The following is a 26,493-nucleotide window of genomic DNA, read 5'->3' on the forward strand; positions in this document are numbered from 1 at the left end:
CCTGGCCGACCAGCGCGGTCTGCAAGGATTCGTTTCTGGCGTACAAGGCCAGGGTGGTGCGGTGCGGCGCCTGCTAGAGTCGCCGCATTACAAGAACAGGAGTGGCGTGCATGAAGATTCTGGTCACCGGAGCCAGCGGGTTCATTGGCGGGCGTTTTGCCCGTTTTGCCCTGGAACAGGGGCTGGCGGTACGGGTGAACGGACGGCGCGAAGAAGCGTTGCAGCCGTTGGTGGCGCGCGGTGCCGAGTTCATGGCTGGCGACCTGTCGGACCCGACGCTGGTGCGGGCGCTGTGCAGCGATGTCGATGCTGTGGTGCATTGCGCCGGCGCGGTGGGTGTATGGGGCAGCCACGACTACTTCCACCAGGCCAACGTGGTGATGACCGAGTCCATCGTCGAGGCGTGCCTGAAGCAGAAGGTGCGCCGCCTGGTACACCTGTCGTCGCCGTCGATCTACTTCGATGGCCAGTCCCATGTCGGCATCACTGAGCAGCAGGTGCCCAAGCGCTTCGCCAACCACTATGGCTCGACCAAGTACCAGTCCGAACTGGTCGCCCTCGGTGCCCAGGAGTTCGGTCTGGAAGTGCTGGCGCTGCGTCCGCGCTTCGTCACCGGCGCCGGCGATACCAGCATCTTCCCGCGGATGATCGCCGCGCACCGCAAGGGCCGCCTGCGCATCATCGGCCAGGGCCTGAACAAGGTGGATTTCACCAGCATCCAGAACCTCAACGACGCCCTGTTCGCCAGCCTGATGGCCGGCGACGAGGCGCTCGGCCAGGCCTACAACATCAGCAACGGCCAGCCGCTGCCACTGTGGGACGTGGTGAATTACGTGCTGCGTCGATTGGACATGCAGCCGGTGGAGCAGCACATGCCCTACGGGCTGGCCTACAACCTGGCGCTGCTCAACGAGGGCGTGTGCAAGGTCTTGCCCGGCCGCCCGGAGCCGACCCTGCATCGCCTGGGGATGGCGGTCATGGCCAAGGACTTCTCCCTGGACATCTCCCGCGCTCGCCAATTCCTCGACTACGACCCGCAGAACAGCCTGTGGGATGCGCTGGACGAGTTCTGCGACTGGTGGAGATTGCGCGGCGCTTAGGGGCTGGCGTCGTCTGTAGGAGCGAGCTCAGCGCGAACCGCACGGCACGGAAGCTGAGGCTGTTCGCGAGCAAGCTCGCTCCTACACGCAGCAAGCTCAGCGCGGCGCGCGGGCACCACCACGCAACGGCCCGGAATACTGCTGGTCGCCGCCGCCCTGCATCGGCAGGAAACTCGGCTCCTGCACCACGCGCGGCAGTTGTACGCCGCTCAGCTGGCTGAGACGTTCGCCCATCTGGCGGGTCTCCTCGCAAATGGACTCCGCGCAGGCGCGCAGCATCCGTTCGATGGCGTCGCTCTGCTGGTACTGGATCTCCAGTGCCTGTTCTTCACGCAGACGGCGGCGCAGTTCGCGCATGCAATCCAGGATGGCCTTGTTGAGTTCGATCACCCGACTTCCTCCCCCGCGAAGGGCGCCAAAGCGGCGCCAAGTACTGGGAGCGGGAGCAAGCGGCGTGCCACGATATCGCAAAGCCACTATTGGCGGGCTGCGTAGGGAACTGCGACCTCCGTCACGGGTCTTCTGTGCGCCGACGAGGTGCGCGACGCCCTGTGATGGCACGCTGCTCCCAGAGTCATGCGAACAGATATACTGCGCCCAGCGCAGGCAACACGCCGCTTTATCCCCACAGGTTCATTCCATGCGTAATGACACGTTCGACGAATTCGATGATGTGCCCCATCTTTCCACCGACGCTGCCGACCGCGATGAGTTCGGTCATCACCCGCGCCGCGTGGTCGAGCCCAACGGTCGTCCGCTGCCGCCGCCGGTAAAACGCGGCGGCGGTACCGGAGCGCTGTGGGCGCTGGTTGCAGCCATGGCCATAGCCCTGGCCGGCGTCGGTTGGTGGAGCCACCAGCAATTGATGCTCATGGAACAGCAACTGATCGCCACCCAGGAAAGCTTCGCCAAGATCAGCGAAGAGGCCGCCGGTCGCCTGGATGACATCCGCGGCAAGTTCGTCGCCAATGAGTCCAACGGCATGACCGACCGTGAAGCCCTGAAGCTGCAGGTCAAGCAACTGCAGGGCCGCCTGGCCGAGCAGGCCAAGGCGCAGCAGACCTCCCTGTCGGAGTTCGACGGCGCCCAGGGCAAACGCCTGGCGCAGGTCAGCGCCGACCTCAAGGCCCAGCAGGAAAGCGCCGCGCTGCTGATGTCGCAGCTCGACGTCAAGCTCAAGTCCATCACCGACGAACAGGCCAAGTACAAGAACCTGCAGACCGACCTGGCCGCCGCCAACCAGCAGATCCAGGCGCTCAACACGGAAATCGCCAACCTGAAGAAGGACGGCAGCCAGGCCAAGGCGATCAAGAGCATCCAGGACGATCTGTTCGTGTTGCGCTCCGAAGTCGACGGCCGCCAGGGCCAGGCCAGCAGCGATACCAAGGAGTTCGACGTGTTCCGCATCCAGGTGATGCGCAACATCAACACCCTGCAGCAGCAGATGCAGAACCTCCAGCAGCAGATCAGCACCCGCTGATTGCCCTGCCGAAGAAGAGCCCCCGCGCCGACAGGTCCGGGGGCTTTTTTCTGGCCATCCCTCTTTTGGGGTAGTAACGGCAATTCTTGTCTTGAATCAGTTTCACGGGCGGCTTCGAGGCGAATAATCGCTAACAAATGAGAGTCATTCTGATTCTCTCCTTGTTCGATCATTCGCCCGGAGGCTTCCCATGCACGATCTTCAAGCGCAACGCCGGTACCGCATCGCGGGTTACCGGCCCGGGATCGGCGCCGCCTTCCGCCAGCGGCTGTTCTCCATGGGATTGTTGCCGGGCGCCGAACTGAAGGTGCGTCGCGTAGCGCCACTGGGTGATCCAGTGCAGGTGGATACCCGCCAGTGCAGCCTGGTGTTGCGTCGCCGCGACCTGGCGTTCCTCCAGCTTGAAGCGCAGGACTGATCCACCATGATAGAGCTGCGCATCGGCCTGATCGGCAATCCCAACGCGGGCAAGACCACCCTGTTCAACCAGCTCACCGGTTCGCGCCAGCGCGTCGGCAACTGGGCTGGCGTCACCGTCGAACGAAAGGAGGGGACCTTCCGCACGGCGCTCCACAACGTACGCCTGGTGGACCTGCCCGGCACCTACTCGCTGACCACGCTGTCGACCCAGGCCTCGCTGGACGAGCAGATTGCCCGGCGCTGCATCGTCGATGGCGAGGTCGACGTGCTGGTCAACGTGGTCGACGCCACCAATCTGGAACGCAACCTCTACCTCACTGTGCAATTGCGCGAGATGGGGCTGCCCTGCGTGGTCGCGCTGAACATGCTCGATATCGCCCGTACCCAGGGACTGAACATCGACCGCGAGGCGTTGGCGCGGGAGCTGGGCTGCCCGGTGGTGCCGCTGGTATCGACCCGCGGCGAGGGCATCGACGAGCTCAAGCAGGCTATCGATGCCGTGACGGCGCAGCCTCCGCTACAGGTGCCGTATCCCGCTGCGCTGCGCAACGCCGTCAGCCAATTGTTGCCCGCCGATGCGCCGCCAACACTGGCCTGGATGGCACTGCTGGCGCTGGAAGGTGACCTGCACAGTGCCCGTCAACTCAAGCTCGACCCGGCGAGCCTGCTGGCCGCCCGTGACGCAATCCGCTGCGCCTGCGGCGAAGACCCGGAACTGCTGCTGGTGGACGCGCGCTACCGGTTGATCGGCGAACTCTGCGAGCGCGCCAGCAACCATCGACAGGCCGCACCGCATCGCCTGACCCAGATGCTGGACAGCATTGCGCTGAACCGCTGGCTGGGCATTCCGGTGTTCCTGTTCGTGATGTACCTGATGTTCTTCTTCGCCATTACCCTGGGCGGTGCGCTGCAGCCGATCTTCGACCAGGGCTCCTCGGCGCTGTTCATCGATGGCATCCAGTGGCTGGGTGCTCGCAGCGGTGCGCCGGACTGGCTGACCGCGCTGCTGGCCCAGGGGCTGGGCGGCGGCATCAACGCGGTGCTGCCGCTGATCCCGCAGATCGGCCTGATGTACCTGTTCCTCGCCCTGCTCGAAGACTCCGGCTACATGGCCCGTGCGGCCTTTGTCATGGACCGCCTGATGCAGGCCCTCGGCCTGCCGGGCAAATCCTTCGTGCCGCTGATCGTCGGCTTCGGCTGCAATGTGCCGTCGATCATGGGCACCCGCACCCTGGACAACCCGCGCGAGCGGCTGATGACCTCGATGATGGCGCCGTTCATGTCCTGCGGTGCGCGGCTGGCGATCTTCGCCGTGTTCGCCGCCGCTTTCTTCGGTCAGAACGGTGCGCTGGCAATCTTCTCGCTGTACCTGCTGGGCATAGTCGTGGCGGTGCTGACCGGGCTGCTGCTCAAGCACACGCTGATGCGTGGCGAAGCCTCGCCCTTCGTCATGGAGCTGCCGCTGTACCACGTGCCGCACCTGCGCAGCCTGCTGCTGCAGACCTGGATGCGCCTGCGCGCCTTCATCGTCCGCGCGGGGACGGTGATCATCCTGGTCAGCCTGGTGATCGGCGGCCTCAACAGCGTCACCCTCGACGGTCGCCCGGTGCAAGGCGACATCGCCGATTCGGCCCTTTCCAGTCTCAGTCACAAGGTTACGCCGCTGCTCAAACCCATGGGCGTGCACGAGGACAACTGGCAGGCCACTGTCGGCCTGGTGACCGGCGCGCTGGCCAAGGAAGTGGTGGTCGGCACCCTGAACACCCTGTACACCGCCGAACACATCCAGGGCGAGGCCTTCGACGCCGATGCGTACGATCTCTGGGGCCAATTGAAGCAGGCCGGCGCGGATACGCTGGACGGTCTGCGCGATGCCTTCAGCCTCAGCGTGCTGGCCAACCCGGTGGCCGCGAGCATGGCCGACGGCGAGATGGAAGAGGGCTCCATGGGCACCTTCGCCGCCAAGTTCGGCAGCCCGCTGGCCGCCTACAGCTACCTGGTGTTCGTGCTGCTCTACGTGCCCTGCGTGGCGACCCTTGGCGCGCTGACCCGCGAAAGCGGCCGCGGCTGGATGACCTTCGCGGTGCTCTGGGGCCTCAACGTGGCCTACTCGCTGGCAACCCTCTGCTATCAGGTATTCAGCTTCGCCGAACATCCGCAGTACAGCGCCGTGACTATCGGTGTGGTGCTGGTGTTCAACCTGGTGCTGTTCCTGATCCTGCGCTGGGTCGGCCGGCGCGGCCTTGCGCTGGAGGGTGAACGCGAACTACGCGCCGCTCCGGCGGGGAGCTGCCACTGATGGCCACGGCAATCGCGGTGCGCAACCTGCTGGGTGAGATGGGCGAGGCGGATGTGCCGACGCTGGCCCAACGCCTCGGCGCTTCGAAGGCTCTGCTCGAAGCATTGCTGGAGCGGCTGCTGGCGATGGGCGTGGTGGAAAAAATCGCACCCGAGCCGGCGACCTGCGGGAGCTGCAAGGGCTGCGCGGAGACAACACGGTGTGCGACGACGGGGTATCGCCTGGCGGGTCGCAACGACCCCACGCCCTTGCGCTGGAGAGCCCATTGACCTCGATCGGCTTTTCGCAGGAGCGAGCTTGCTCGCGAACAGCCGCTCCGGGTGGGCCTGTGTAGGAGCGGACTCTGTCCGCGATGTGCTACAGGCCTACTCGGAGCTGTCGGTAATCGATCGCGGACGGAGTCCGCTCCTACGCAGGGTTGTTGCCTGGCGCAGACAATGAAAGGGGCGCCTTCAAATGAAGGCGCCCCTTTTCGTTGGCGCTGAAACCGCCCCTTTACAGGCGCGGGTAATCCAGATAGCCGACCGGGCCCTTGGCGTAGAAGGTTTCCGGGTGTGGTTCGTTCCAGGCGGCGCCTTTCTTCAGGCGGGTCACCAGGTCCGGGTTGGCGATGAACGGGATGCCGAAGGCCACTGCGTCAGCCTTGCCGCTTTCCAGCCACTCGCTGGCGGTTTCCTGGGTGAAACGCTCGTTGGCGATGTAAACGCCACCGAAGATTTCCTTCAGTTTCGGGCCGATGCTGTCGTCAGCGGCTTTTTCGCGGGTGCAGATGAACGCCACGCCACGCTTGCCCAGCTCGCGAGCCACGTAGCCGAAGGTGGCCAGCGGATCGGCGTCGCCCATGTCGTGGGAGTCCATGCGAGGCGCCAGGTGCACGCCGACACGGCCTGCGCCCCAGACGCCGATCACGGCATCGGTGACTTCCAGCAGCAGACGGGCGCGGTTCTCGACGGAGCCGCCGTACTGGTCGGTGCGCTGGTTGGTGCTGCTCTGCAGGAACTGGTCGAGCAGGTAGCCGTTGGCGCCGTGTACTTCCACGCCATCGAAACCGGCGGCCTTGGCGTTCTCGGCACCGATGCGGTAGGCCTCGACGATGTCGGCGATCTCTTCGGTTTCCAGGGCGCGCGGGGTGACGAATTCCTTGATCGGACGCACCAGGCTGACGTGGCCGGCAGGCTTGATCGCGCTCGGTGCCACCGGGGTTTCGCCGTTCAGGTACAGCGGGTCGGAGATGCGGCCCACGTGCCACAGCTGCAGCATGATGCGACCGCCGTTGGCGTGTACGGCCTTGGTGATGTTGGTCCAGCCGCGGACCTGGTCATCGGACCAGATGCCGGGGGTGTCCGGGTAGCCCACGCCCATCGGCGTCACCGAGGTGGCTTCGCTGAGGATCAGGCCGGCATCGGCGCGCTGGGTGTAGTACTCGGCCATCAGCGCGTTGGGCACACGGCCTTCGTCGGCGCGGCAGCGGGTCAGCGGGGCCATGATGATGCGGTTGGGCAGTTCCAGGTCACCGATGACGATGGGATCGAAAAGCGTGGTCATTGCATTACTCCGGGGCGTGAGGGGGAGGTTCAATCGAGGACGGGTTGCGTCTGGTTGGGCTTGCCGCTGAAGGCGATCATTACCGCGATCAGCGCGAGTACGGAGAGCACGGCGCCGGCCAGGGGCACTCGGGTCAGGCCCAGGCCATGGTCGATGACGCTGCCACCGACCCAGGCGCCGATGGCGTTGCCGACGTTGAAGGCGCCGATGTTCAGGGTGGCGACGAGGTTCGGTGCGGCACCGCCGACACGCACCACGTTGACCTGCAGGGCCGGCACGGCGGCGAAGGCGGCAGCGGCCCAGATAAAGAGGGTGATTTCGGCCGGGATCAGCGACACGCTGGTCCAGCTCAGCACCGTGGAAACCACTGCCATGGTGGCGAACACGCCGGCCAGGGTGGTGCCCAGGCGCCAGTCGGCGAGACGGCCGCCGAGGATGTTGCCCAGGGTCAGGCCGAGGCCGATCAGCACCAGGCTCCAGGTGATGCCGCGCGGCGAAACCTGGGTGACTTCGCCCAGTAGCGGCGCGACGTAGGTGAACAAGGCGAAGACGGCGGCGGAGAACAGCACCGTGGTACCCAGCGCCAGCCACAGCGGGCCGTTGCGCAGTGCGGCGACTTCCTTGCGCATGTCCACCGCTTCTTCATCGTGCTTCTTCGGCAACACGCTCCACAGGCCGATCAACGCGAAGACGCCAATCAGCGTCACTGCCCAGAAGGGCGAGCGCCAGCCGGCGATCTGGCCCAGCGCGGTGCCGGCCGGAACGCCGAGCACGTTGGCCAGGGTCAGGCCGGTGAACATCAGGGCCACGGCGGACGCCTTGCGGTTGGCCGGCACCAGGCTGGCGGCGACCACCGAGCCGATGCCGAAGAAGGCGCCATGGCACAGGGCGGTGATGATCCGCGCCAGCATCAGCAGGCCGTAGTTGGCGGCCACCGCGCAGAGCAGGTTGCCGAGGATGAAGATGCCCATGAGCATCAGCAGCGCAGTCTTGCGCGGCAGACGGGCGGTGAGCAGGGCCATGATCGGCGCGCCGATGGCGACGCTGAAGGCATAGCCGCTGACCAGCCAGCCGGCGGCGGGAATGGTCACCGAAAGATCGCCCGCGACCTCGGGCAACAGACCCATGATCACGAATTCCGTGGTGCCGATGGCAAACGCGGACAAAGCGAGGACAAGAAGCGAAGTGGGCATGTGCCTGCTCCTGGAAGTAAAAATTGTCTTGGCTGGCAGTAGCCGGGTTACAGCGCTTCGCTCAGGTGGCGAACAAAGGCCTGGATGGTTTCTTCATTGCGTTTGAAGAAGTTCCACTGGCCGACTTTTCGACTGGTTACCAGACCCGCGCGCTGGAGGGCGGCCAGATGCGCGGAAACGGTGGATTGCGACAGACCGGTACGCTGGTCGAACTTGCCGGCGCAGACGCCGATCTCGAAGGATTGGTGTTCCTGCTCGACGAAGAACTGCTCCGGGTCCTTGAGCCAGTGCAGCATGTCGCGCCTCACCGGGTGGGCCAGGGCCTTGAAGATTTCGTCGAGGTCGAGATTGTGTTGTTCAGTCATGGGCGTATCGGTATATCGCGTTGGGACGAACTATATATCGGTCAAAAACGATATGAATTCGTTTGGGGCGATAGTAATGATCGACACCGATGATATTGGCCGTAGGAGCGGACTCTTCCCGCGATGGTTTCGCCCTCGCACCGATCCTGCTCTTGTAGGAGCGAGCTTGCTCGCGAATCGCATGGCACCGGGGCAAAAGGCGTTCGCGAGCAAGCTCGCTCCTACAGGTTGAGGTAGGCAGGACACTTGTAGGGGCGGACTCCGTCCGCGATGCGCTCGCCCCCGCGCCGGCCTTGCTCTTGTAGGAGCGAGCTTGCTCGCGAATCGCACGGGACCAGGGCAAAGAGCGTTCGCGAGCAAGGACTGGGCGTCCCCCTCGGTCCTACAGGTTCGCTGCGATTCCGCGCTACTCTCTGCCCATGAACTACCTCGCGCACCTCCACCTGGGCGGCGACCGCCCGGCCCAACTGCTCGGCAGCCTCTATGGCGATTTCGTCAAAGGCCCGCTGGCCGGCCAGTGGCCCGCCGAGATCGAAGCGGGTATCCGCCTGCATCGGCGTATCGACGCTTTCACCGACAGTCATGCCTTGATACACACTGCCAAGCTGCGCTTCCCCAGTGAGCGCCGGCGCATGGCCGGTGTGCTGCTGGACGTGTTCTTCGACCACTGCCTGGCGCGTGACTGGGCCCGTTTCTCCGGCGAGCCGCTGGAGCACTTCACCCAGCGGGTCTACGGTGTACTGGGCCGCACGCCCGGCCTGCCGGAGCGTCTGGCGCGCATTGCACCGCGCATGGCCGAGCAGGACTGGTTGGGCAGTTATCGGGAGTTCGAAGTGTTGCAGGACGTGGTGGTCGGGATGTCCCGGCGCCTGTCGAGACCGTCCCTGCTGGACGGCGCCTGGGAGGAGCTGGAGCGGTTGTACGAGCCCTTGAGCGACGACTTCCGTGAGTTCTATCCCGAACTGCAGAGCTTCGTCAGAAATCCGCCGAAATCGATGGACGGTCCGGCCTCACTTGATATGTGTCAACCGTCCGGCGGCCCATAGCGTGTGCAATAGACACATCTGAAGGACGACGAGAGGAGCAGCATGATGAAGTCGTTAATGGTCGCAACGGATCTGTCTGGCCGTTCCGAAAAGGCTTTGCACCGTGCGGCGGCGCTTGCCAAGCGCTACGCCTGTCCCTGGACCGTGCTCTACGTGGTCGATGAAGACCAGCCTTCAGCCCTGGTCGAGCAGGAAGTCACCCAGGTGCGTCTGATGCTGGAGGCGCGGCTGGTGGAGCTCACCGAACTGGGCGGCACCTGCCCGAAACTGCTGGTGGAGCGGGGCGACCCGAATCAGCAGATCCTCGCCGCCGCGAAGAAGCAGGATTGCGAGATGCTGGTGATGGGCGCGCACCGTAAGAGCGTGCTGCGCGACATCTTTGTCGGCACCACGGTCGAACGAGTGCTGCGCGCCGGGCAATTGCCGGTGCTGGTGGTCAACCAGCCTGCAGGCGGCCAGTACCGTGACCTGCTGATCGCCCTCGACACCTCGCCGGCGTCCGCTCACGCAGTGGAAGTGGCCGATGAGCTGGGGCTGCTCGAAGGTGCCGTGCGCCGGGGCGTCTACGCCTTCAGCCCGCTGGCCAAGGGCATGATGCAGTACTCCGGGGTGAGCGAGGAGCGCATCGACGAGTTTGTCGGCAGCGAATCGCGCCAGGCGGTGGAAGAACTGAAGAAATTCCTCCACGACTGTCACCTGGAAGAACGCATCGATGAACAACTGGTGGCCGTCGGGCTGCCGGGCAACGTGTTGCAGCGGATGGTCGACAAGCATCGGCCGGATCTGCTGGTCATGGGTACTCGGGGTATGGGCGGAATCAAGCGTGCCCTGATCGGCAGTGTTGCCGACTACGCTCTGCGCGAGCTGGATTGTGACATCCTGGTCGTGCCGCCGGAGGCTTGAGCCTGCGGCGTCGGGAGACTGTTTTCAGGCTTCACCGGGCGGCTCGAGGGTGCTGCCCGGCGCAGTTTGAAAGCCGTTTCGTCAGAGTGGGAACCCGCCGGCCGTAGGTTACGGCGGGCTCCAAACCTTTCTCTCGTCAGGCCGCGATGGCCGACGCTTCCTGAGCTTCACACACCACTGCGTGGATTGCCGCGTGCGCTTGCCGGGCCAGCAGGTTGCGGTCCTGATGGGCGCTGGACAGCGCCGGCAGCAGGTGGATTTCCACCACACCACGATCATGATCGAACAGACGTTTCAGGTGGCTGACCAGATCATCGTCACCGATGAAAGGCGCCAGTTCGCATGCCTGCCCGTTGCGGCGATAACGCAGCGCCACCGGCTGCACCGGCACTCCGGCCTCGATGGCGCTGGCCATCAACCGACCGTGGAAGGTGCGCAGGCCCTGGCCGTCGGTGGTGGTGCCTTCAGGGAAGACCAGCAGCGAGCGGCCGCGCGACAGGTGCGTGGCGAGCTGTGCGTTGATCATTCTTGCATCGCCCGAGCCGCGGCGAATGAACAGCGTGCCGGCCTTCTCCGCCAGCCAGCCGGCCACCGGCCATTGGCGCACCTCGGCCTTGGACAGGAAGGTCAGCGGTAGCAGCCCGCCCAGCAGCGGAATATCCACCCACGACACATGATTGGCGACCCACAGCATCGGCTGCTCGGGCAGTTCGCCGTGCACTTGCAGTTCGAAGGGCAGGGCGCCGGACAGACGCGCCAGGAACCAGCGCGTCAGGCGCTGGCGCAGGGGCATGCGGTCGCGGCCGGGCAGGCGTTCCAGCAGGCTGACGAAGCTGGCCAGCGCCAGGCCCACCAGCAGCAGTGCCAGTAGACGGGCGACGCGCAGCCAGGCGCGCAGGCTGCGCATCAGACCGCCGCCTTGAAGTGGCGGGCGTAACGCGGGCAGAGCTCATCGCGCTTGAGCAGGATGAACACGTCGGCGACGCCGAAGTCCGGGTCCCAGCAGGGCTCGCCGCAGATCTTCGCGCCCAGGCGCATGTAAGCCTTGAGCAGCGGCGGCAGTTCGGCGGTGAGGTTATCCGGCACGTCCATGGGCGGCAGCGGGGTCTTGGGCTCGGCGCGCAGGTTTTCCTGGCACAGATAGCGGTCGCGCAGGCGCTGCATCACGGCGCGGGCCTGGATGCCGCCATCGCGCATGGGGATGCTGGCGCAGCCCATCAGGTAGCGGTAGCCGCCTTCGTTGAGGACTTCGGCCAGCTCGCTCCAGAGCACGGCGATGGTGCCGCCGTTGCGGTAGTCCGGATCAACGCAGGTGCGGCCGATTTCCAGCACCGGGCCCTGCAGGTCGCCAAGGCCGTCGAGGGCGAATTCCTCTTCGCTGTAGAAGCGGCCCAGTCGCTGCGCGGCGCGGTGGTCGAGCAGGCGGGTGGTGGCCACCAGCGCACCGGTGTTGAGGTCGCGCACGCCGATGTGGGCGCAGTGGCGGTCGTAGTCGTCCATGTCCAGCCCCTGGTCCGCACCCTTTAGCTGGGCATCGAACTCGCTGCTGAATACGCGGTAACGCAGGGCCTGGGCTTCGCGCAGGGCGCGGGCGCCGCGCAGACGCACGGCCTTGAGACGGCGTTCTGCCGGGGTGTCACAGGAGAGGGCGATCTGACTCATGCGAGTGCCTCCGTGAACCGGCCATGCGGGTTGCGGCCGGTCGGCTTTGTTGTGCAAGCTCAGGCTAGGAATGACCGGTGTCACGCCCATGACGGTGTGGTGATGCTTGTATGACAAGAACAACGACCTCGAAGGAAGGAGCGCCGCGATGCCCTGGAAATGCCTGCTCGGCCCGCAGGAGCGGTTACCGTCCGGACTGCCACTGGACGACTGGTACGCCGAATTGCTCACTCGTGCAGGCTGCGCCGGCAGCTTCGAACTGGCGGTGCTCGGCGGACGCCTGGCGACCTCGCCGGGGCTGGCCTTCCTCGCCGGCTACCAGGCGGCGCTGCGCGCGCTCTGGCCCGCTGCCCCGCTCAGCCTTGGCGCGTTGTGCGTGACCGAGAAGAAGAGCGTGCGCCCGGCCGACCTGCAGACCCGTCTTGAAGGGCTGGTACTGCACGGCCGCAAGGATTTCGCCACGGCCGCGGACAGCGCCGCCTGGTGGTTGGTCGCTGCGCGCGACGAGGAGGAGGGCGAGCCCCCGCGCATCGCCATGACCGTGGTGCAGGCCGGCGCCCCCGGCGCGAAGCTGGAGGCGCTGCCGGCCCTGCCGCTGATGCCCGACATTCCTCACGCGCGCCTGCTGCTCGATGGCGCCCATTGCGAGCGTCTGCCCGGCGACGGCTGGGAGGCCTACAGCAAACCTTTCCGCACCCTGGAGGACACCCATGTGCTGGCGGCGGTCTGCGCCTGGCTCTATGGCTTGGCGCTGGAGCGACAGTGGCCGGCGGAACTGAGTCTGCGCCTCACCGGCGTGCTCGCCGGTTGCGCGGAGGTCAGCCGGCAGCCCGCTTCGCTGCCGGAAACGCACCTGCTACTGGCCGGCGTGTTCAGCCTGTTCGAAGGCCTTGCCGCTGAACTGGACGGCGCGTTCGCGTCCGGCGATGCAGAGTTGGCAGCGGTGTGGAAACGGGACAAGGGCGTGCTGGCCATCGCTGGCCCCGCGCGGGCCAAGCGCCTGGAGAAAGCGAGGGTGGCAATAGGCCTTGACCCACGTCAGTGAGGGTTCGGGGAGGGGGCGTTAGCCTTACAGAAGTTTCTGAGATACCTAGAAATTTCCGCAGGGCTACCCACTGTTTTCCCTCCCACTGCTTTAGGAAATCCCCTCATGCGACGCGAACCCATCGTGCTGTTCGACGACGGTAAACACCAATGCCTGTGTTTCGACGATCTGGTCAGTGGCGATGGTGTGCAATCCAACCAGTTCCTCATCGTTGACCACGACAAGCGCCTGCTGCTCGATCCGGGCGGCGACCTGACCTACACCCCGCTGTCACTGGAACTCTCCAAGCTGTTCCCGCTGCAGGACCTGGACTTCATCTTCGCCTCGCACCAGGACCCGGACATCATCGCCGCCCTGGACAAGTGGCTACTGCATACCCGCGCCAAGGTCATCTGCTCCAAGCTCTGGGCGCGCTTCCTGCCGCACCTCACGGCCAGTTACCTGGCGATCAGCCATGGCATCTCCACCTATGACCGCGTGATCCCGCTGCCGGACCGCGGCGAGTCGGTGCAACTGGGCCGTTGCCAGTTGAAGATGATCCCCGCGCACTTCCTCCACTCGGTGGGTAACTTCCAGGTCTACGACCCGGTCAGCAAGATTCTCTTCTCCGGCGACATGGGCGCCTCCCTGGTGGACGACGCCAGCCCGGTGCAGGATTTCGCCGCCCACGTGCCGCACATGGAAGGCTTCCACCGCCGCTACATGGCCTCGAACAAGGTCGGCCGACTGTGGGCCAACATGGTTCGCGGCCTGGATATCGAGATGATCGTCCCGCAGCACGGCCGGCCCTTTGTGGGCAAGGCCATGATCGGTGCCTTCCTCGACTGGATTGCCGACCTGCAGTGCGGCATGGACCTGATGGGGCCGGACGACTACCAGGTGCCACGCTGACAGGCTCCGTGCTGACCGATTGCGCCATTCGTCCTTGATTACGGCACGATCGGCGCTTAATCCGTCATCTTCACCGTGCTAGGGTGCGGGCCGACCTGATAACAAGAGGCCCGCCGATGCCCTTTACTCCCTTCCGACCCGCGCTGCGTGCGCTGGCCCTGGCCACCTGCCTGCTGAGCAGCCACGCCCACGGCGCCGAAACCTGGCCCGAGGCCGACTGGCCTCACGGCGCCACGCCCAGTGGCACGGCTGTCGAAGCCTTCGAAAGCTACGCCTTTCCCACCCGTGACGATGGCACCCGCAAGGGCGTGCGCACCGATGCGGTGGTGGTGATTCGCGACGGCCAACTGATCTACGAGCGCTACGCCGGCCCCACTCGCGCCGAGACTCCGCACCTGGCCTGGTCGATGAGCAAGAGCGTGATGGTCAGCGTCCTCGGCGTGGCCTTCGGTGAGGGCAAGTTCCGGCTCGACGACCCGGTCGCCCAGCATTACCCGGCCTTCGCCGAACACCCGGAGATCAAGATGCGCGACCTGCTGCACTGGGCTTCCGGCCTGGCCTGGCAGGAAGAGTACGAGTACGCACCGGTGCGCTCGTCGGTGGTGGCGATGCTCTACACCCGTGGCCGCGACGACATGGCGAAATTTACCGCCGGCTTCCCCGCCGACGCCGAGCCGGGCAAGCGCTTCCGCTACTCCAGCGGCGACAGCAACGTGCTCTCCGCCACGCTCAAACAGATGGTCGGCAAGGACTACGCGAACTACCCCTGGACCGCGCTGTTCGAGCCGCTGGGCATCCAGTCCGCGGTCTGGGAGCGTGACGCCAGCGGCACCTTCGTCGGCTCCTCCTACGCTTACATGACCGCCCGCGACCTGGCGCGCATCGGCCTGCTGATGGAACGCGGCGGACGCTGGAAGGAGCGCCAGTTGCTGCCGCAGGACTGGCTGAAATTCGTCCTCGCGCCGTTCCCCGAGTACCAGCCTGATCCGAAGAAGCCCAACGAAGCGGTGCCCGGCGGCCAGTGGTGGCTCAACCGCGCTGTAGCGGGCGCGCCCGCGCCCTGGCCGGATGCCCCGCAGGACACCTTCGCTGCCCTTGGCCACTGGGGCCAGGCGCTGTACGTGATCCCTGGACAGAAGCTGGTGATTGTCCGTTACGCCGACGACCGTGACGGCAGCTACCAGCACGACGCCTTCCTCAAGCTTGCCCAGGCGGCCTTCGCCCACGGGGAGGTGCAGCCATGATCCGCCGTCATCCGATCCTTACCGCGCTCGTTCTGCTGCTGCTTGCCCTGGTGACCACGGCCTGGCAGAACCGCATCCATCTCGCCGCCTTCCCCCGCATCATCGGCGCCTACACCGCCAAGGAGTACTGCTCCTGCCGTTACGTTATGGGGAACTCGGCGGACTATTGCCGGGCCTATACCAAGCAGTACGTGCCGACCAGCGCCTTCCTCGACGACGAAGCGCGCAAGCGGGTAACCGCCCGCGGCCTTGGCAGTACGCAGACAGCCGCCTGGCTCGGTGTGCGTGAGGGATGCCAACTGATGCCCCAGGCGGATGAATTGCCCGAATCGGGCAACCACTGACGGGCGCGTTCCACGGAGCGGGGCGACCCGCTTCGGAGGATCAATGCATTCTTTTGTAACAGGAGCTGTGTGCGCGTTGCTGGTGCTGGCCAGCCCCCTGGCGCTGGCCGAATGGCAGCTGGACGGCGACACCTCGCGGATCAGCTTCGTCTCGGTCAAGCGCGGCAAGATGGCGGAGGTGCAGCGCTTCGACCGCCTCTCCGGGCAGATCGACGACAAGGGCGCTGTGCGTGTGGTGGTGCCGCTGGAGTCCATCGACAGCGGCCTGGCGCTGCGCGATGAGCGCATGCGCAATTCCTTTTTCGAGATCGAACGCTTCCCCGAGGCGATCATCAGCAGCCAACTGGACCTGAGCCGCTACGTGGACCTGCAGGTCGGCCAGTCGCGCCAGGAGACCGTGGACTTCAACCTCGACCTGCACGGCCAGCAGCGCCGGCTCAAGTCCGAGGTACTGGTCAGCCGGCCCAATGAGAGCCGCATCGAAGTGACGACCATGGAGCCGCTGGTACTCAAGCTGATCGACTTCGACCTGGAAGAGAAACTCGAGCCGCTCAAGGAAGTCGCCAACGTGCCGTCGATCACGCCCGAAGTGCCGGTTTTTGCGGTGTTGGGGTTCAGCCAGGTGATCAAGCAGGCGCCGTGATCGGTGTGGATCGACACCTTGGTCGGTGCCGATCTTCTCTGCGATTCGCCGGCCTGGTCGGCGTTGGGCGGGTTCGCGAGCAAGCTCGCTCCTACAGGTCAGCTGCTCTTCGTAGGAGCGAGCTTGCTCGCGAACCGCACTGCACGGATTCACCGCGCAGCAGCCAAACGCCTAAGAAAGCGCTGAGGTACCGAATTCCATCGCGACGGCGGGCGCTTCGTGCTGAAAGCGAAAGCCGGAGCCCACGCTGCAACTGGACGCGCCGATGACCACGAAGGTGAGCAGCAGGATGGTTTTCATGGCGACTCTCCTGTCATTCAGGATTGGACAGCCTCCAGTCTAGGCCGCGCCGCGCGATGCGCGCCGAAGGTCAGGAAGCTGCCTGCCGCGAACAGCCACGCGCTCGCCCCGCCGTAGCCGAGCACCCAACTGAACCCCTGAACCAGTGCCGTGCGAGCGCCATCCGGATCATCCGCACCCAGCCGGCCGCTGGCGATACTCGCCGCCAGTTGCAGCTTCTGGCCGCCATCTACACCGTGCAATGCGGCAGCGACGCCGGTGAGGAGCAGCAGCCCCATCACCGCGATGTTGATCGCCAGGGAAATCATCCGCGCGCTCATGTCGATACCCGAGGCCATGCCCGCGCGGGCGGCTGGTACGGCGGCGGTGGAGGTGTTGGTCACCGTGGTATTGGTCATCCCCAGGCCGACGCCGGCCAGCACGCAGCCGGGCAGCAGGGTCAGCCAGCTGGCGTGGTCCACGCTGGCGCCCCAGAGCATCAGGAAGAAGCCGGCGCCGATCACGAACATGCCGCCGGGGATCACCCAGCCCGGCTGGAAGCGATGCGCCAGGCGCTCGGCGATCGGCGGTACCACCAGTGTTGGCAGGGTGTAGGCGAGCAGCGACCAGCCGGCCTTCACATCGTCGTAACCGAGTACACCGTGGTAGTAGACCGGCAAGTAGATCATCAGTGGCCAGAAGCTCACGTTCATGCCCGCCGAGGCGAACATCGCACCGGAGAAGGCGCGGATGCGCAGCACGGAGAAGTCGAACATCGGGTGGTCGACGCGACGCTCGATGAGGACGAAGGCGACCAGGCAAGCGATGCTGAGCAGCAGGATCGCCAGCGCAGCGGGGCTGGCGAAGCCCATGTCGGCGCCCTGGGTGATGTAGAACACGATGCCGAGCACCGCCACTGACAGCGTGAGCATACCGCCGATATCCAGCCGCTCGGCGTCCGCATCGCGCGACTCCACCGCGCCGTACTGCGCCAGCGCCAGGGTGAGCAGGGCGAGCGGCCCGTGGATCAGGAACACCCACTGCCAGCTGGCCAGGGCGACGATGGCGCTGCCGATGATCGGCCCGAAGCCCAGGCCGATACCAAACACCACGCCCCAGGCGGCGAAGGCGCGCACGCGCTCGGCGGGATCGCTGAACTGGCTGGTGAGCACGGCTACTTGGCAAATCAGCATGACCCCACCGGCCGCGCCCTGCAGGAAGCGCCCGGCGATCATGGTCGGCATGTCGCCCGCCAGCCCGCAGAGCAGCGACGTGGCGCCAAACAGCGCCAGGCTGATGACGAACAGGCGCTTGCGGCCGAAGCGATCTGCCAGCGTACCGGCGGCCATCAGCACGCTGGTAACGGCGATGGTGTAGGCGTTCATCACCCATTGCAGGTCCTGGAAATTGCCGTGCAGCACGCGCTCCAGAGCGGGCAGGCTGGCGGGAACGCTGGAGATTTCCAGGCCGAACATCATCGAGGACAGGCACACCGCCGCGAGGGCGATGAGGTTTCTGGGATTGTGATGGGAAGTCATGGGGGTGGGCTCCGTGGGACGAGCCACCATTGTCGAAAAGAACAGGGTTCCCCATTGGCTCCATTTGGTCCCATCATTGGGTCTTTTCAGGATTCAAAGGGGAAGGGCGATGGATGACCGACTCGATGGCATCGCCACCTTCGTCCAGGTGGTGGACGCCGGCAGCTTCGCTCTCGCGGCGGAGCGCCTGAACCTCACGCGCTCGGCGGTGGGCAAGACCATCGCCAGGCTGGAGGCGCGGCTGGGCGTACGGCTGCTGCAGCGGACCACTCGCAGCCAGAACCTCACTGATGACGGCCAGGTGTTCTACGACAGCTGCGTGCGTGCCCTGGCCGAGCTGGACGCTGCGCACACCGCGCTGGAAGGCGGGCGCATGGAGCCACGTGGGCGCTTGCGGGTCAGCGTGCCGATCTCCTTCGGCCACTTGTGCGTGGTGCCGCTGATGCTGGCGCTGGCGCGGCAGTACCCGTCGCTGAAGATCGACCTGTCGTTCACCGACCGTCGCGTTGACCTGGTGGAGGAAGGCTTCGACCTGGCCGTGCGCATCGGCCCGCTGGGCGACAGCGCCACCCTCGCCGCGCGCAAGCTGGGCGTGCAGTACACCAGTATCGGCGCGGCGCCCTCGTATATCGCCGAGCGCGGTATGCCTGAAGACCTGGACGATCTTGCCGGCCACGCCGCCATCAGCTATTCCGTCGCCGGCGTCACCTCGCCCTGGGACCTGCGCGACGACGACGGCCTGGCGAGACGCATCGACATCGACCCACAGCTGAGCATGGACGACCTGCAGGCCATCACCGCCGCGGCCGTCGCGGGTTTCGGCCTGGCGCGACTGCCGTCCTGGCTGCTGGCGCGGCACGTGAAACTGGGCGAACTGGTGGTGGTGAAGGGGCGCTGCAACCTGCCACCGCTGGATATCCACGCGGTGTGGCCAAAGACCCGCTACATGCCGTCGAAGATACGCTGCGCCATCGATGCGCTGGTGGCCGGGATTCCCACGCTGCTTGCCGACTGAACCATTGGCGCTGGCGCCTGCCCAATGGGCTCGCCGGTCGGCTGGTTTGCAAGCCGACGGCGGGCCGCTATCGTTGGCCGTTGATACATCCGTTTTTCATGTAAGGGATTTCATGCGCTCGCTGTTCGCCTTCCTCTTTGCGGCCTGCTTCGCCGCCTCCGCCCAGGCTGCCTGGTACCTCGATTACGAGTCCTCGCGGCTGACCTTCGTCACCACCAAGAACGCCGATATCGCCGAGGTGAACCGCTTCCTGGTGATGCACGGCAAGGTGGAGGAGCAGGGCCAGGTGGAACTGCGCATCGAGATGGATTCGCTGAGCACTGGCATCCCGCTGCGCGATGAGCGCCTGCGCGACCAGTTGTTCGATACCGAGAAATTCCCCGAGGCGCGCATCAGTTCCCGCATCGACCTGCGCCCCATCACCGATCTCGCCAGCGGCGTGCAGCTGGAGACGCGCCTGCCGCTGCGCCTGGAACTGAACGGCCAGGCGAAGGACTACCGTACCGACGTGCTGATCACCCGCCTGGATGAGCACCGCTTCCAGGTGGTCACCCTGCAGCCACTGGTGATCAACGCCGCCGACTTCGGCCTGGCGCCGGGCGTCGCGCAGCTGCGCAAACTGGCCGGGCTCAAGAGCATCGGCCTGTCGGTGCCGGTGGGCGCCGTGCTGATCTTCGCCTCGCGGTGAGCGGGCCGATCTTCCCCTGGCGGACGGGCAACCGTTTCGCCCTGCTCTGCGATGGCGAGCGCTTCTTCCCGCGCATGTTCGAAGCCATCGACAGCGCCGAGCGGCAGATCGAACTGGAGCTCTACCTGGTGGAAAGCGGTAGCTGCGCCGAAGCGCTGCTCGACCGCCTGCTGGCCGCCCGTGCGCGCGGCGTGAAGGTGCGCTGCCTGTTCGACGCCTTCGGCAGCCTGAAGCTCTCCAGCGCCTGGACTCGCCAGTTGCTGGAGGCGGGCGGCGAGCTGCGCCACTACAACCCGCTGAACTGGAAGGCCGGTCTGCGCAACCTGTACCGCGACCACCGCAAGCTGCTGCTGGTGGACGAGCGCATCGCCTATGTCGGCGGCACCGGTGCGACCGATGAGTTTTGGTCCGCGCGGGAGAGTCGCAGCGACTGGCACGAAGTGATGGTGGAAATGACTGGCACCATCGTCGCCGACTGGCAGCGCCTGTTCGAACGCCAATGGAATGCCTGCCTGGGCGTGCGGGCGTGGAAGCCGCGAGAGGAAGTCCTGCTGACCCGCCTGCCGCCGATTCCCAACTACGGCGAAGGCCTGGCGCGGGTTGCCTATGCCGACGCCGGCCAGCACCGCGACATCCTCCAGGCGCTGGTGCGTTCGCTGCGTGGCGCGCACCAGCGCGTCTGGTTGGCGACGCCGTATTTCCTGCCGACCTGGAAGGTTCGCCGCGCTTTGCGAAAGGCCGCTCAACGCGGCGTCGACGTGCGCCTGCTGCTGACCGGGCGCCTCACCGACCATGCACCCGTGCGCTACGCTGGTCAGCGCTATTACCCGGGGCTGCTGCGCGCCGGGGTGAAGATCTTCGAATACCAGCCGCGCTTCCTTCATCTGAAGATGGTACTGGTCGATGACTGGGTCAGTGTCGGCTCATGCAACTTCGATCATTGGAACCTTCGGTTCAATCTGGAGGCCAATGTAGAAGCGTTCGATCCGCAATTCACCGCGGCGGTGGCCGACTGCCTGGCCGCCGACTTCGCCCAGAGCCGCGAGATCGACCTGGGTTTCTGGCGCGCCCGCCCCTGGTGGAAACGCCTGCGCGAGCGATTGTGGGGCTCGCTGGACCGACTGGTGGTGAACTTCCTCGACCGCCGCCGATGACGTTGCCGAGTAGTCTGTCGAGTAGGAGAGAGGCGTGGAAAAGCAAACCAAGGAGCGTTTCATCGGGCTGGAATGGTTGCGCTTCCTGATGGGCCTTTACGTGGTGATCTACCACACGCTGCACAGCTACCCGGCGGAGCAGAAGTTCGCCGGCCTGGATGACCTCACCGCCCTCGGCTTCTTCGCCACCAGCACCTTCTTCGTGCTCTCCGGCTTCCTGCTCTGCCACGTCTACGTCACCGATGGTCAACTGCGTGAAAGTCCACGCAGCTTCTTCACCAAACGCCTGTCCAACCTCTACCCGCTGCACATCTTCTCGATCCTGCTGACCATCGCCGTGCTGCTGGTGGTAAGCGGGCTGGGCATAGGCCCGGACCTGGACCAGGCGACGCCGCGCTTCGTGATCTACGACACCAACGAGACCATCGGCCGCCTGCAGCCGGAGCTGTTCCATCACTGGATGAGCGACCGCGAACTGCTGTTCAACAGCATCCTCCAGCTCACCATGCTGCAGGCCTGGAACCCGTATTACCTGACCTTCAACGCGCCGCTCTGGTCGCTGTCGACGCTGTTCTTCTTCTACCTCTGCTTCCCCTTCGTCGCCCCGCGCCTGGCGCGCCTGCAGAACAAGTGGAAGTGGCTACTGGTGTTGTGGGTGGTCTACCTGATCCCGCCCGTTCTGGTGGTCGCCAACGAGCAGTACGGCATGCCCTGGACCGGCCTGCTGCACCGCAACCCGCTGCTGCGCTTGCCGGAGTTCCTCGGCGGCATCCTCGCCTACGGGCTGTTTCGCGACTACAAGGACGCCGGACGCCTGCCGGGGCGAGGGATGCTGGTGGCGATGGGCGCCTTCGTGCTGGGCAACTTCCTGGTCGCCGATTACCTCTACACCCACGGCGCCAAGTTCTGGTACTTCCTGCTGCACAACGGCCTGCTGCTGCCGGCGCAACTGGTGCTGGTGACCCTGTGCGCCTTGCCGCGCGACCCCAGGAGCAGTTTCATCCGTCACTGGTCGCCTCGGCTGGGGGCGGCGTCCTTGTCGCTGTTCGCGCTGCACGTGCCGCTGTTCACGCTGTTCTCGCGCACCGAGAAGCTGATTCGCGCACCGGGAGATTGCCTGGCCGACTGGGCCTTCTGCGTCGAGTCGGCGACCCATCAGCAGTTGTCGATCTGGCTGTATCCGTTGTTCCTCTTGTTCATGGTCACCAGCTGTGTAGTGGTGCAGGAGCGCTGCGTGGTGCCGGTGCGCAAATGGCTGGTGCGCCACCTGTTGCCGGCCCCGCCCGCGCGGCGGCGAGTGGTTACCGAGTCGTAATCCATCGTTGGGCGGTTCGCGAGCAAGCTCGCTCCTACGAAGAGCGAGCGAGCTTGCTCGCGAACCGCGCCGCCCCTTTCCTGCTTCTGCCGACCTGCGCTGCCCGTGCTAGGTTTTCTGCAGCGCCGCCGCTGCGGCCCGTTGCGGAAGAAAACCACCATGGCCATCGAGTCCCGCCTGCTTAGCGGCGACGCCCTTCGTCCGTTCATCGATGATCTGGCGCGGCTGCGCATCACCGTGTTCCGCGAGTATCCGTACCTCTACGACGGCAGTCCGGAATATGAAGCCGGGTACCTCGAAGGCCATGTGCGCTCGGCCTGGAGCCTGTGCGTGCTGGTGATCGATGAGGGCAGGGTAGTGGGGGCGTCGACCGGGCTGCCGCTGCTGGACGAGTCCGAGGCCTTCCAGCAGCCGTTCCTGGCACAGGGTTGGAACCCGGAGCGAATTTTCTATTTTGGCGAGTCGGTGGTTCTGCCGGAGTACCGCAGCGCCGCTCTCGACCTGCGTTTCTTCGAGGAACGCGAGCGCTTTGCGCGTGGTCTGGGGCGTTTCGATTGGGGGGCCTTCTGCGCCCTTCGACGGCCGCCGGAGCACCCCGCACGACCCGTCAGCTACCGCGCGCCGGACGCCTTCTGGCTGCAGCGCGGCTTCACTCCGCAACCCTCTCTGCAGACCGAATACCACTGGCGCGATATCGGCGAGCAACGGGAGACTGCCAAGACGATGATGTTCTGGCTCAAGGAACTGACCTGACTATCATCGGTGTTCAGGACGCTGTATCAGGAATTGGTTTGCGCCGGCGACACCGGCATCGCCGAGAACTGCTCGACCCGGACTTTCGACGGGTGGCAAGGCGTGGTGGCGTGGTTATGCTCCGGGGATAACCATAAGAGGGACTTTCCATGCTCCGATTGGCCCTGTGCGCCTTTCTCCTGATGCTGGCCGGCTGCAGTTCGCCCGGCGCCTTCTTCGGCGCGGTGGATGGGCCGCCGTACAGTGCGCAACCGGCAGACACGCAGCAGGCCACGGTGTACCTGTATCGACCACAGAACCAGTGGTCCGACGAGGAACTGGAAGCGCCGGGACTGTTTATCAACAACGAGTTGATCGGCAGTTTGCCGAGCAATGGCTACTTCGCCCTGAGCTTCGCACCGGGCAGCTATCCGCTGCAGATGCGTCGCCCGCTGCTGGGCAGCTTCTGGACCTTCTTCGCCGGCGGCAGCATGGACTTTACCCTGATCGCCGGCTTCACCCTGGAAGCCCGCGCTGGCGAGGTCTACTACCTGCGCTACGACGAGACCCACACGCCGCCCAAATACGAGCACACCGCCGGCCAGGGGGCCGGCCCGCTGCAACTGGTGGGCAAGGAGCTGGGCTCGCGGGAAATCCCCGCCACGCGCCAGGTACAGGAGCCGGTGAGCATCGCCGCCAGCGGCAAGGAAGTCGAAGGGCCGGGCTTCTTCGAGCGCATCGGCCTCTGAACATACGTAGTAGCGGCGTATTACCCCGCCGCCAGCACGACTGTCTAAGCTCTCCCGCATGCCCGGCCGCCATGGCCGGCCCTGCCCGGAGAACGCCCAGATGGCCGCGAAGAAGATCCTGATGCTGGTCGGCGATTACGCCGAAGACTACGAAACCATGGTGCCGTTCCAGGCGCTGTTGATGATCGGGCACACCGTCCATGCCGTCTGCCCGGACAAGAAGGCCGGCCAGAGCATCCGCACCGCGATCCACGATTTCGAAGGTGATCAGACCTACAGCGAGAAGCCGGGTCACAACTTTGCGCTGAACGCCACCTTCGCCGATGTGCGTGCTGAGGACTACGACGCGCTGCTGGTCCCCGGTGGTCGCGCCCCCGAGTACCTGCGCCTGAATGCCAGGGTGATCGAGCTGGTGAAAGCCTTCGACGCCGCGAAGAAGCCCATCGCTGCTGTTTGCCACGGCGCCCAGCTGCTGGCCGCCGCCGGCGTGCTCAAGGGCCGCGCGTGCAGCGCCTACCCCGCCTGCGGCCCGGAGGTGACCCTGGCCGGCGGCGAGTACGTGGACATCCCGGTGGATGCCGCCCACGTCGACGGCAACCTGGTCACCGCGCCTGCGTGGCCGGCGCATCCTGCCTGGCTGGCGAAATTCCTCGACGTGCTGGGCACCAGGATCAGCCTGTAAACTGGCCCGACCTCGAAGCTGGAGAAGCCGTCCATGTGCGAACTCTATGTAAAGGCCGACCCGATCCTCTATGAGTCGCGCTCCCGCTCGCTGCGCATCCGTGGCGTGGTCACCACGCTGCGCCTGGAAAACCAGTTCTGGGACATCCTGCGCGAGATCGCCGAGGTGGACGGCATGACTACCAACCAGCTGATCGCCAAGCTTTACGACGAGGTAATGGACTATCGCGGGGAGGTGGTGAACTTCGCTTCCTTCCTGCGGGTGAGTTGCACGCGCTTCCTTGCCCAGCGCCGTGACAATGTCGTGGAGCTGAACCGGGTGCCGCGCAGCGCCTGACTCCGCTGACGGCTTTTTCGTAGGAGCGAGCTTGCTCGCGAACCGCCCAGCCCCAGTGCTGCCGGGAACTCCGTTCGCGAGCAAGCTCGCTCCTACAGTGAAACACTGCTGCTCCCGGCTGTTGTAGGAGCGGATTCATCCGCGATTGGCTTGCCCCTATGGCGCAGCCACAGACATTTCACCCATGAAAAAGCCCGGCACATGGCCGGGCTTTTTCATGGTGCGGTCGCGCAGGCTTACTGCACTTCCACCGCCAGGTTCTCGGCGATCTTCTTCTGCCAGATGGCCGGGCCGGTGATGTGCACCGACTCGCCATTGGTGTCGACCGCTACGGTCACCGGCATGTCTTTGACTTCGAACTCGTAGATCGCTTCCATGCCCAGTTCGGCGAAGGCCAGGACCTTGGACTTCTTGATCGCCTGGGCGACCAGATAGGCGGCGCCGCCTACGGCCATCAGGTAGACGGCCTTGTTGTCCTTGATCGCCTCGATCGCAATGGGGCCGCGCTCGGACTTACCGATCATGCCCAGCAGACCGGTCTGCTCGAGGATCTGGCGGGTGAACTTGTCCATGCGGGTCGCGGTGGTCGGGCCAGCCGGGCCAACCACTTCGTCACCGACCGGATCGACCGGGCCGACGTAGTAGATGAAGCGGCCCTTGAGGTCCACCGGCAGCTCTTCACCCTTGTTCAGCATGTCGACCATGCGCTTGTGCGCGGCGTCGCGGCCGGTAAGCATCTTGCCGTTGAGCAGGATGGTCTCGCCCGGCTTCCAGCTCTGCACTTCTTCGGGGGTGATGCTGTCGAGGTTGACGCGGCGCGCGGACGGGCCGGCTTCCCAGACGATTTCCGGGTAGGCGTCCAGCGAGGGCGCTTCCAGCTCGGCCGGGCCGGAACCATCGAGCACGAAGTGCGCGTGACGGGTGGCGGCGCAGTTGGGGATCATGCAGACCGGCAGCGAAGCGGCGTGGGTCGGGTAGTCCATGATCTTCACGTCGAGCACGGTGGTCAGGCCGCCCAGGCCCTGGGCACCGATGCCCAGCTGGTTGACCTTCTCGAACAGTTCGAGGCGCATTTCCTCGATCTTGTTCTGCGGGCCACGGGCTTTCAGCTCGTGGATGTCGATCTCGTCCATCAGGACTTCCTTCGCCATCACCGCGGCCTTCTCGGCGGTACCGCCGATGCCGATGCCGAGCATGCCCGGCGGGCACCAGCCGGCGCCCATGGTCGGAACGGTCTTCAGCACCCAGTCGACGATGGAGTCGGACGGGTTGAGCATGGCCATCTTCGACTTGTTCTCGGAGCCGCCGCCCTTGGCCGCGACGTCCACTTCCACGGTGTTGCCCGGGACGATGGAGTAGTGGATCACTGCCGGGGTGTTGTCCTTGGTGTTCTTACGCGCGCCGGCCGGGTCGGCCAGGATGGAGGCGCGCAGGACGTTCTCCGGCAGGTTGTAGGCGCGACGCACGCCTTCGTTGATCATGTCGTCGACGCTCATGGTGGCGCCGGCCCAGCTCACGTCCATGCCGACGCGGACGAACACGGTGACGATACCGGTGTCCTGGCAGATCGGGCGATGACCGGTGGCGCACATGCGCGAGTTGATCAGGATCTGCGCCATCGAGTCCCGGGCGGCCGGCGATTCTTCGCGCAGGTAGGCCTCATGCATGGCCTGGATGAAATCAACCGGGTGGTAGTAGGAGATGAACTGCAGGGCATCGGCGACGCTCTGGATCAGGTCGTCTTGCTTGATCACGGCCATGGAGCACGGTCCTCTTCAGGCGGGGTAAGACAGGCTTGGTGCCTGTTACATCAGGGGTTCGCCGA

General features: G+C 65.5%; 29 protein-coding genes. 20 read left to right on the plus strand and 9 right to left on the minus strand.

Going from position 1 to position 26,493, the window contains the following annotated elements; all coding sequences use genetic code 11:
- Positions 1-110 precede the first annotated feature (110 nt).
- On the plus strand, positions 111-1,100 hold the full coding sequence (locus AC2T4A_RS09805) for an NAD-dependent epimerase/dehydratase family protein (protein WP_486743193.1): 990 nt from the start codon (positions 111-113) through the stop codon (positions 1,098-1,100).
- 96 nt (positions 1,101-1,196) lie between these two features.
- Here the strand turns inward: AC2T4A_RS09805 and AC2T4A_RS09810 are convergent, their stop codons facing one another.
- Positions 1,197-1,487 carry a hypothetical protein gene (locus AC2T4A_RS09810; RefSeq protein ID WP_416752395.1) on the minus strand — a complete coding sequence of 97 codons (291 nt, stop codon included), beginning with the start codon at positions 1,485-1,487 and terminating at the stop codon, positions 1,197-1,199.
- Positions 1,488-1,740: 253 nt separating this feature from the next.
- Here AC2T4A_RS09810 and AC2T4A_RS09815 point away from each other — a divergent pair, with 253 nt between their 5' ends.
- The 4 genes from AC2T4A_RS09815 to AC2T4A_RS09830 all read left to right on the plus strand — a co-directional run bounded on the left by AC2T4A_RS09815 (position 1,741) and on the right by AC2T4A_RS09830 (position 5,568).
- Positions 1,741-2,580, plus strand: a complete 840-nt coding sequence (locus AC2T4A_RS09815; RefSeq protein ID WP_486743194.1) for an ATPase — start codon at positions 1,741-1,743, stop codon at positions 2,578-2,580.
- A 190-nt stretch (positions 2,581-2,770) separates the two neighbouring features.
- Positions 2,771-2,998, plus strand: coding sequence for a ferrous iron transporter A (gene feoA, locus AC2T4A_RS09820; RefSeq protein WP_024762599.1), 228 nt, complete (start codon positions 2,771-2,773; stop codon positions 2,996-2,998).
- Positions 2,999-3,004: 6 nt separating this feature from the next.
- On the plus strand, positions 3,005-5,299 hold the full coding sequence (gene feoB / locus AC2T4A_RS09825; RefSeq protein WP_486743195.1) for a Fe(2+) transporter permease subunit FeoB: 2,295 nt from the start codon (positions 3,005-3,007) through the stop codon (positions 5,297-5,299).
- Positions 5,299-5,568 (plus strand): FeoC-like transcriptional regulator, encoded by a 270-nt coding sequence (locus AC2T4A_RS09830; RefSeq protein ID WP_486743196.1) that lies wholly within the window; start codon positions 5,299-5,301, stop codon positions 5,566-5,568. The genes feoB and AC2T4A_RS09830 overlap by 1 nt, the downstream gene beginning before the upstream one ends.
- 226 nt (positions 5,569-5,794) lie before the next feature.
- Here the strand turns inward: AC2T4A_RS09830 and AC2T4A_RS09835 are convergent, their stop codons facing one another.
- The 3 genes from AC2T4A_RS09835 to AC2T4A_RS09845 are packed head-to-tail and all read right to left on the minus strand — an operon-like array spanning position 5,795 to position 8,402.
- Positions 5,795-6,844 (minus strand): alkene reductase, encoded by a 1,050-nt coding sequence (locus AC2T4A_RS09835; protein WP_486743197.1) that lies wholly within the window; start codon positions 6,842-6,844, stop codon positions 5,795-5,797.
- Positions 6,845-6,873: 29 nt separating this feature from the next.
- Entirely contained in the window at positions 6,874-8,037 is a 1,164-nt protein-coding gene (locus AC2T4A_RS09840) for an MFS transporter (RefSeq protein ID WP_416752360.1), read from the minus strand.
- Between the two features lie 47 nt (positions 8,038-8,084).
- Positions 8,085-8,402 (minus strand): ArsR/SmtB family transcription factor, encoded by a 318-nt coding sequence (locus tag AC2T4A_RS09845; protein ID WP_486743198.1) that lies wholly within the window; start codon positions 8,400-8,402, stop codon positions 8,085-8,087.
- Positions 8,403-8,821: 419 nt separating this feature from the next.
- On the opposite strand from AC2T4A_RS09845, the gene AC2T4A_RS09850 reads away from it, so the two are divergent.
- Together AC2T4A_RS09850 and AC2T4A_RS09855 are read left to right on the plus strand one after the other, a co-directional pair.
- Positions 8,822-9,448 carry an acyl carrier protein phosphodiesterase gene (locus AC2T4A_RS09850; RefSeq protein WP_416752364.1) on the plus strand — a complete coding sequence of 209 codons (627 nt, stop codon included), beginning with the start codon at positions 8,822-8,824 and terminating at the stop codon, positions 9,446-9,448.
- 42 nt (positions 9,449-9,490) lie between these two features.
- On the plus strand, positions 9,491-10,351 hold the full coding sequence (locus AC2T4A_RS09855; protein WP_416752366.1) for a universal stress protein: 861 nt from the start codon (positions 9,491-9,493) through the stop codon (positions 10,349-10,351).
- Positions 10,352-10,487: 136 nt separating this feature from the next.
- Here AC2T4A_RS09855 and AC2T4A_RS09860 read toward each other — a convergent pair whose 3' ends face one another.
- The gene (locus tag AC2T4A_RS09860; protein ID WP_486743199.1) at positions 10,488-11,258 is read right to left on the minus strand and encodes a lysophospholipid acyltransferase family protein; all 771 of its coding nucleotides are present in this window, start codon (positions 11,256-11,258) and stop codon (positions 10,488-10,490) included.
- Positions 11,258-12,013 carry an L-ornithine N(alpha)-acyltransferase gene (gene olsB / locus AC2T4A_RS09865; RefSeq protein ID WP_416752370.1) on the minus strand — a complete coding sequence of 252 codons (756 nt, stop codon included), beginning with the start codon at positions 12,011-12,013 and terminating at the stop codon, positions 11,258-11,260. Before olsB ends, AC2T4A_RS09860 begins: the two co-directional genes overlap by 1 nt.
- A gap of 148 nt (positions 12,014-12,161) precedes the next feature.
- Here olsB and AC2T4A_RS09870 point away from each other — a divergent pair, with 148 nt between their 5' ends.
- The 5 genes from AC2T4A_RS09870 (at position 12,162) to AC2T4A_RS09890 (ending at position 16,180) form a co-directional block, all read left to right on the plus strand.
- Complete coding sequence (locus AC2T4A_RS09870; protein ID WP_478377880.1) at positions 12,162-13,058, plus strand: acyl-CoA dehydrogenase middle domain-containing protein; 897 nt, start codon at positions 12,162-12,164, stop codon at positions 13,056-13,058.
- Between the two features lie 105 nt (positions 13,059-13,163).
- A complete protein-coding gene (locus tag AC2T4A_RS09875; RefSeq protein WP_478377879.1) occupies positions 13,164-13,949 on the plus strand; it encodes an oxygen-binding di-iron domain-containing protein in 786 nt (261 codons plus the stop codon).
- 116 nt (positions 13,950-14,065) lie between these two features.
- Positions 14,066-15,193 (plus strand): serine hydrolase domain-containing protein, encoded by a 1,128-nt coding sequence (locus AC2T4A_RS09880; protein ID WP_478377878.1) that lies wholly within the window; start codon positions 14,066-14,068, stop codon positions 15,191-15,193.
- Positions 15,190-15,537, plus strand: a complete 348-nt coding sequence (locus AC2T4A_RS09885) for an amidase (RefSeq protein ID WP_478377877.1) — start codon at positions 15,190-15,192, stop codon at positions 15,535-15,537. Before AC2T4A_RS09880 ends, AC2T4A_RS09885 begins: the two co-directional genes overlap by 4 nt.
- A 43-nt stretch (positions 15,538-15,580) precedes the next feature.
- Entirely contained in the window at positions 15,581-16,180 is a 600-nt protein-coding gene (locus tag AC2T4A_RS09890) for a YceI family protein (RefSeq protein WP_478377876.1), read from the plus strand.
- Positions 16,181-16,351: 171 nt separating this feature from the next.
- On the opposite strand, the gene AC2T4A_RS09895 is transcribed toward AC2T4A_RS09890, so the two are convergent.
- Together AC2T4A_RS09895 and AC2T4A_RS09900 are read right to left on the minus strand one after the other, a co-directional pair.
- Positions 16,352-16,480 (minus strand): hypothetical protein, encoded by a 129-nt coding sequence (locus AC2T4A_RS09895; RefSeq protein ID WP_478377875.1) that lies wholly within the window; start codon positions 16,478-16,480, stop codon positions 16,352-16,354.
- Between the two features lie 17 nt (positions 16,481-16,497).
- Positions 16,498-17,997, minus strand: coding sequence for an MFS transporter (locus AC2T4A_RS09900; RefSeq protein ID WP_486743200.1), 1,500 nt, complete (start codon positions 17,995-17,997; stop codon positions 16,498-16,500).
- 109 nt (positions 17,998-18,106) lie between these two features.
- On the opposite strand from AC2T4A_RS09900, the gene AC2T4A_RS09905 reads away from it, so the two are divergent.
- The 8 genes from AC2T4A_RS09905 (at position 18,107) to AC2T4A_RS09940 (ending at position 24,668) form a co-directional block, all read left to right on the plus strand.
- The gene (locus tag AC2T4A_RS09905) at positions 18,107-19,012 is read left to right on the plus strand and encodes a LysR family transcriptional regulator (RefSeq protein WP_416752385.1); all 906 of its coding nucleotides are present in this window, start codon (positions 18,107-18,109) and stop codon (positions 19,010-19,012) included.
- Between the two features lie 112 nt (positions 19,013-19,124).
- On the plus strand, positions 19,125-19,700 hold the full coding sequence (locus tag AC2T4A_RS09910; RefSeq protein ID WP_486743201.1) for a YceI family protein: 576 nt from the start codon (positions 19,125-19,127) through the stop codon (positions 19,698-19,700).
- The gene (locus AC2T4A_RS09915) at positions 19,697-20,854 is read left to right on the plus strand and encodes a phospholipase D-like domain-containing protein (RefSeq protein ID WP_416752389.1); all 1,158 of its coding nucleotides are present in this window, start codon (positions 19,697-19,699) and stop codon (positions 20,852-20,854) included. The genes AC2T4A_RS09910 and AC2T4A_RS09915 overlap by 4 nt, the downstream gene beginning before the upstream one ends.
- Positions 20,855-20,942: 88 nt before the next feature.
- Positions 20,943-22,169 carry an acyltransferase family protein gene (locus AC2T4A_RS09920; protein WP_486743666.1) on the plus strand — a complete coding sequence of 409 codons (1,227 nt, stop codon included), beginning with the start codon at positions 20,943-20,945 and terminating at the stop codon, positions 22,167-22,169.
- A 165-nt stretch (positions 22,170-22,334) separates the two neighbouring features.
- On the plus strand, positions 22,335-22,922 hold the full coding sequence (locus AC2T4A_RS09925; protein WP_478377895.1) for a GNAT family acetyltransferase: 588 nt from the start codon (positions 22,335-22,337) through the stop codon (positions 22,920-22,922).
- 149 nt (positions 22,923-23,071) lie between these two features.
- The gene (locus AC2T4A_RS09930; RefSeq protein ID WP_416744794.1) at positions 23,072-23,650 is read left to right on the plus strand and encodes a DUF2846 domain-containing protein; all 579 of its coding nucleotides are present in this window, start codon (positions 23,072-23,074) and stop codon (positions 23,648-23,650) included.
- A 100-nt stretch (positions 23,651-23,750) separates the two neighbouring features.
- A complete protein-coding gene (locus AC2T4A_RS09935; protein ID WP_478377871.1) occupies positions 23,751-24,332 on the plus strand; it encodes a DJ-1/PfpI family protein in 582 nt (193 codons plus the stop codon).
- A gap of 33 nt (positions 24,333-24,365) precedes the next feature.
- Complete coding sequence (locus AC2T4A_RS09940; RefSeq protein WP_017519692.1) at positions 24,366-24,668, plus strand: ribbon-helix-helix domain-containing protein; 303 nt, start codon at positions 24,366-24,368, stop codon at positions 24,666-24,668.
- 236 nt (positions 24,669-24,904) lie between these two features.
- On the opposite strand, the gene AC2T4A_RS09945 is transcribed toward AC2T4A_RS09940, so the two are convergent.
- Positions 24,905-26,428, minus strand: coding sequence for a fumarate hydratase (locus AC2T4A_RS09945; protein ID WP_054908611.1), 1,524 nt, complete (start codon positions 26,426-26,428; stop codon positions 24,905-24,907).
- Positions 26,429-26,493: the final 65 nt, after the last annotated feature.

This window comes from Pseudomonas sp. PVC-3-1 (genome assembly GCF_057444315.1).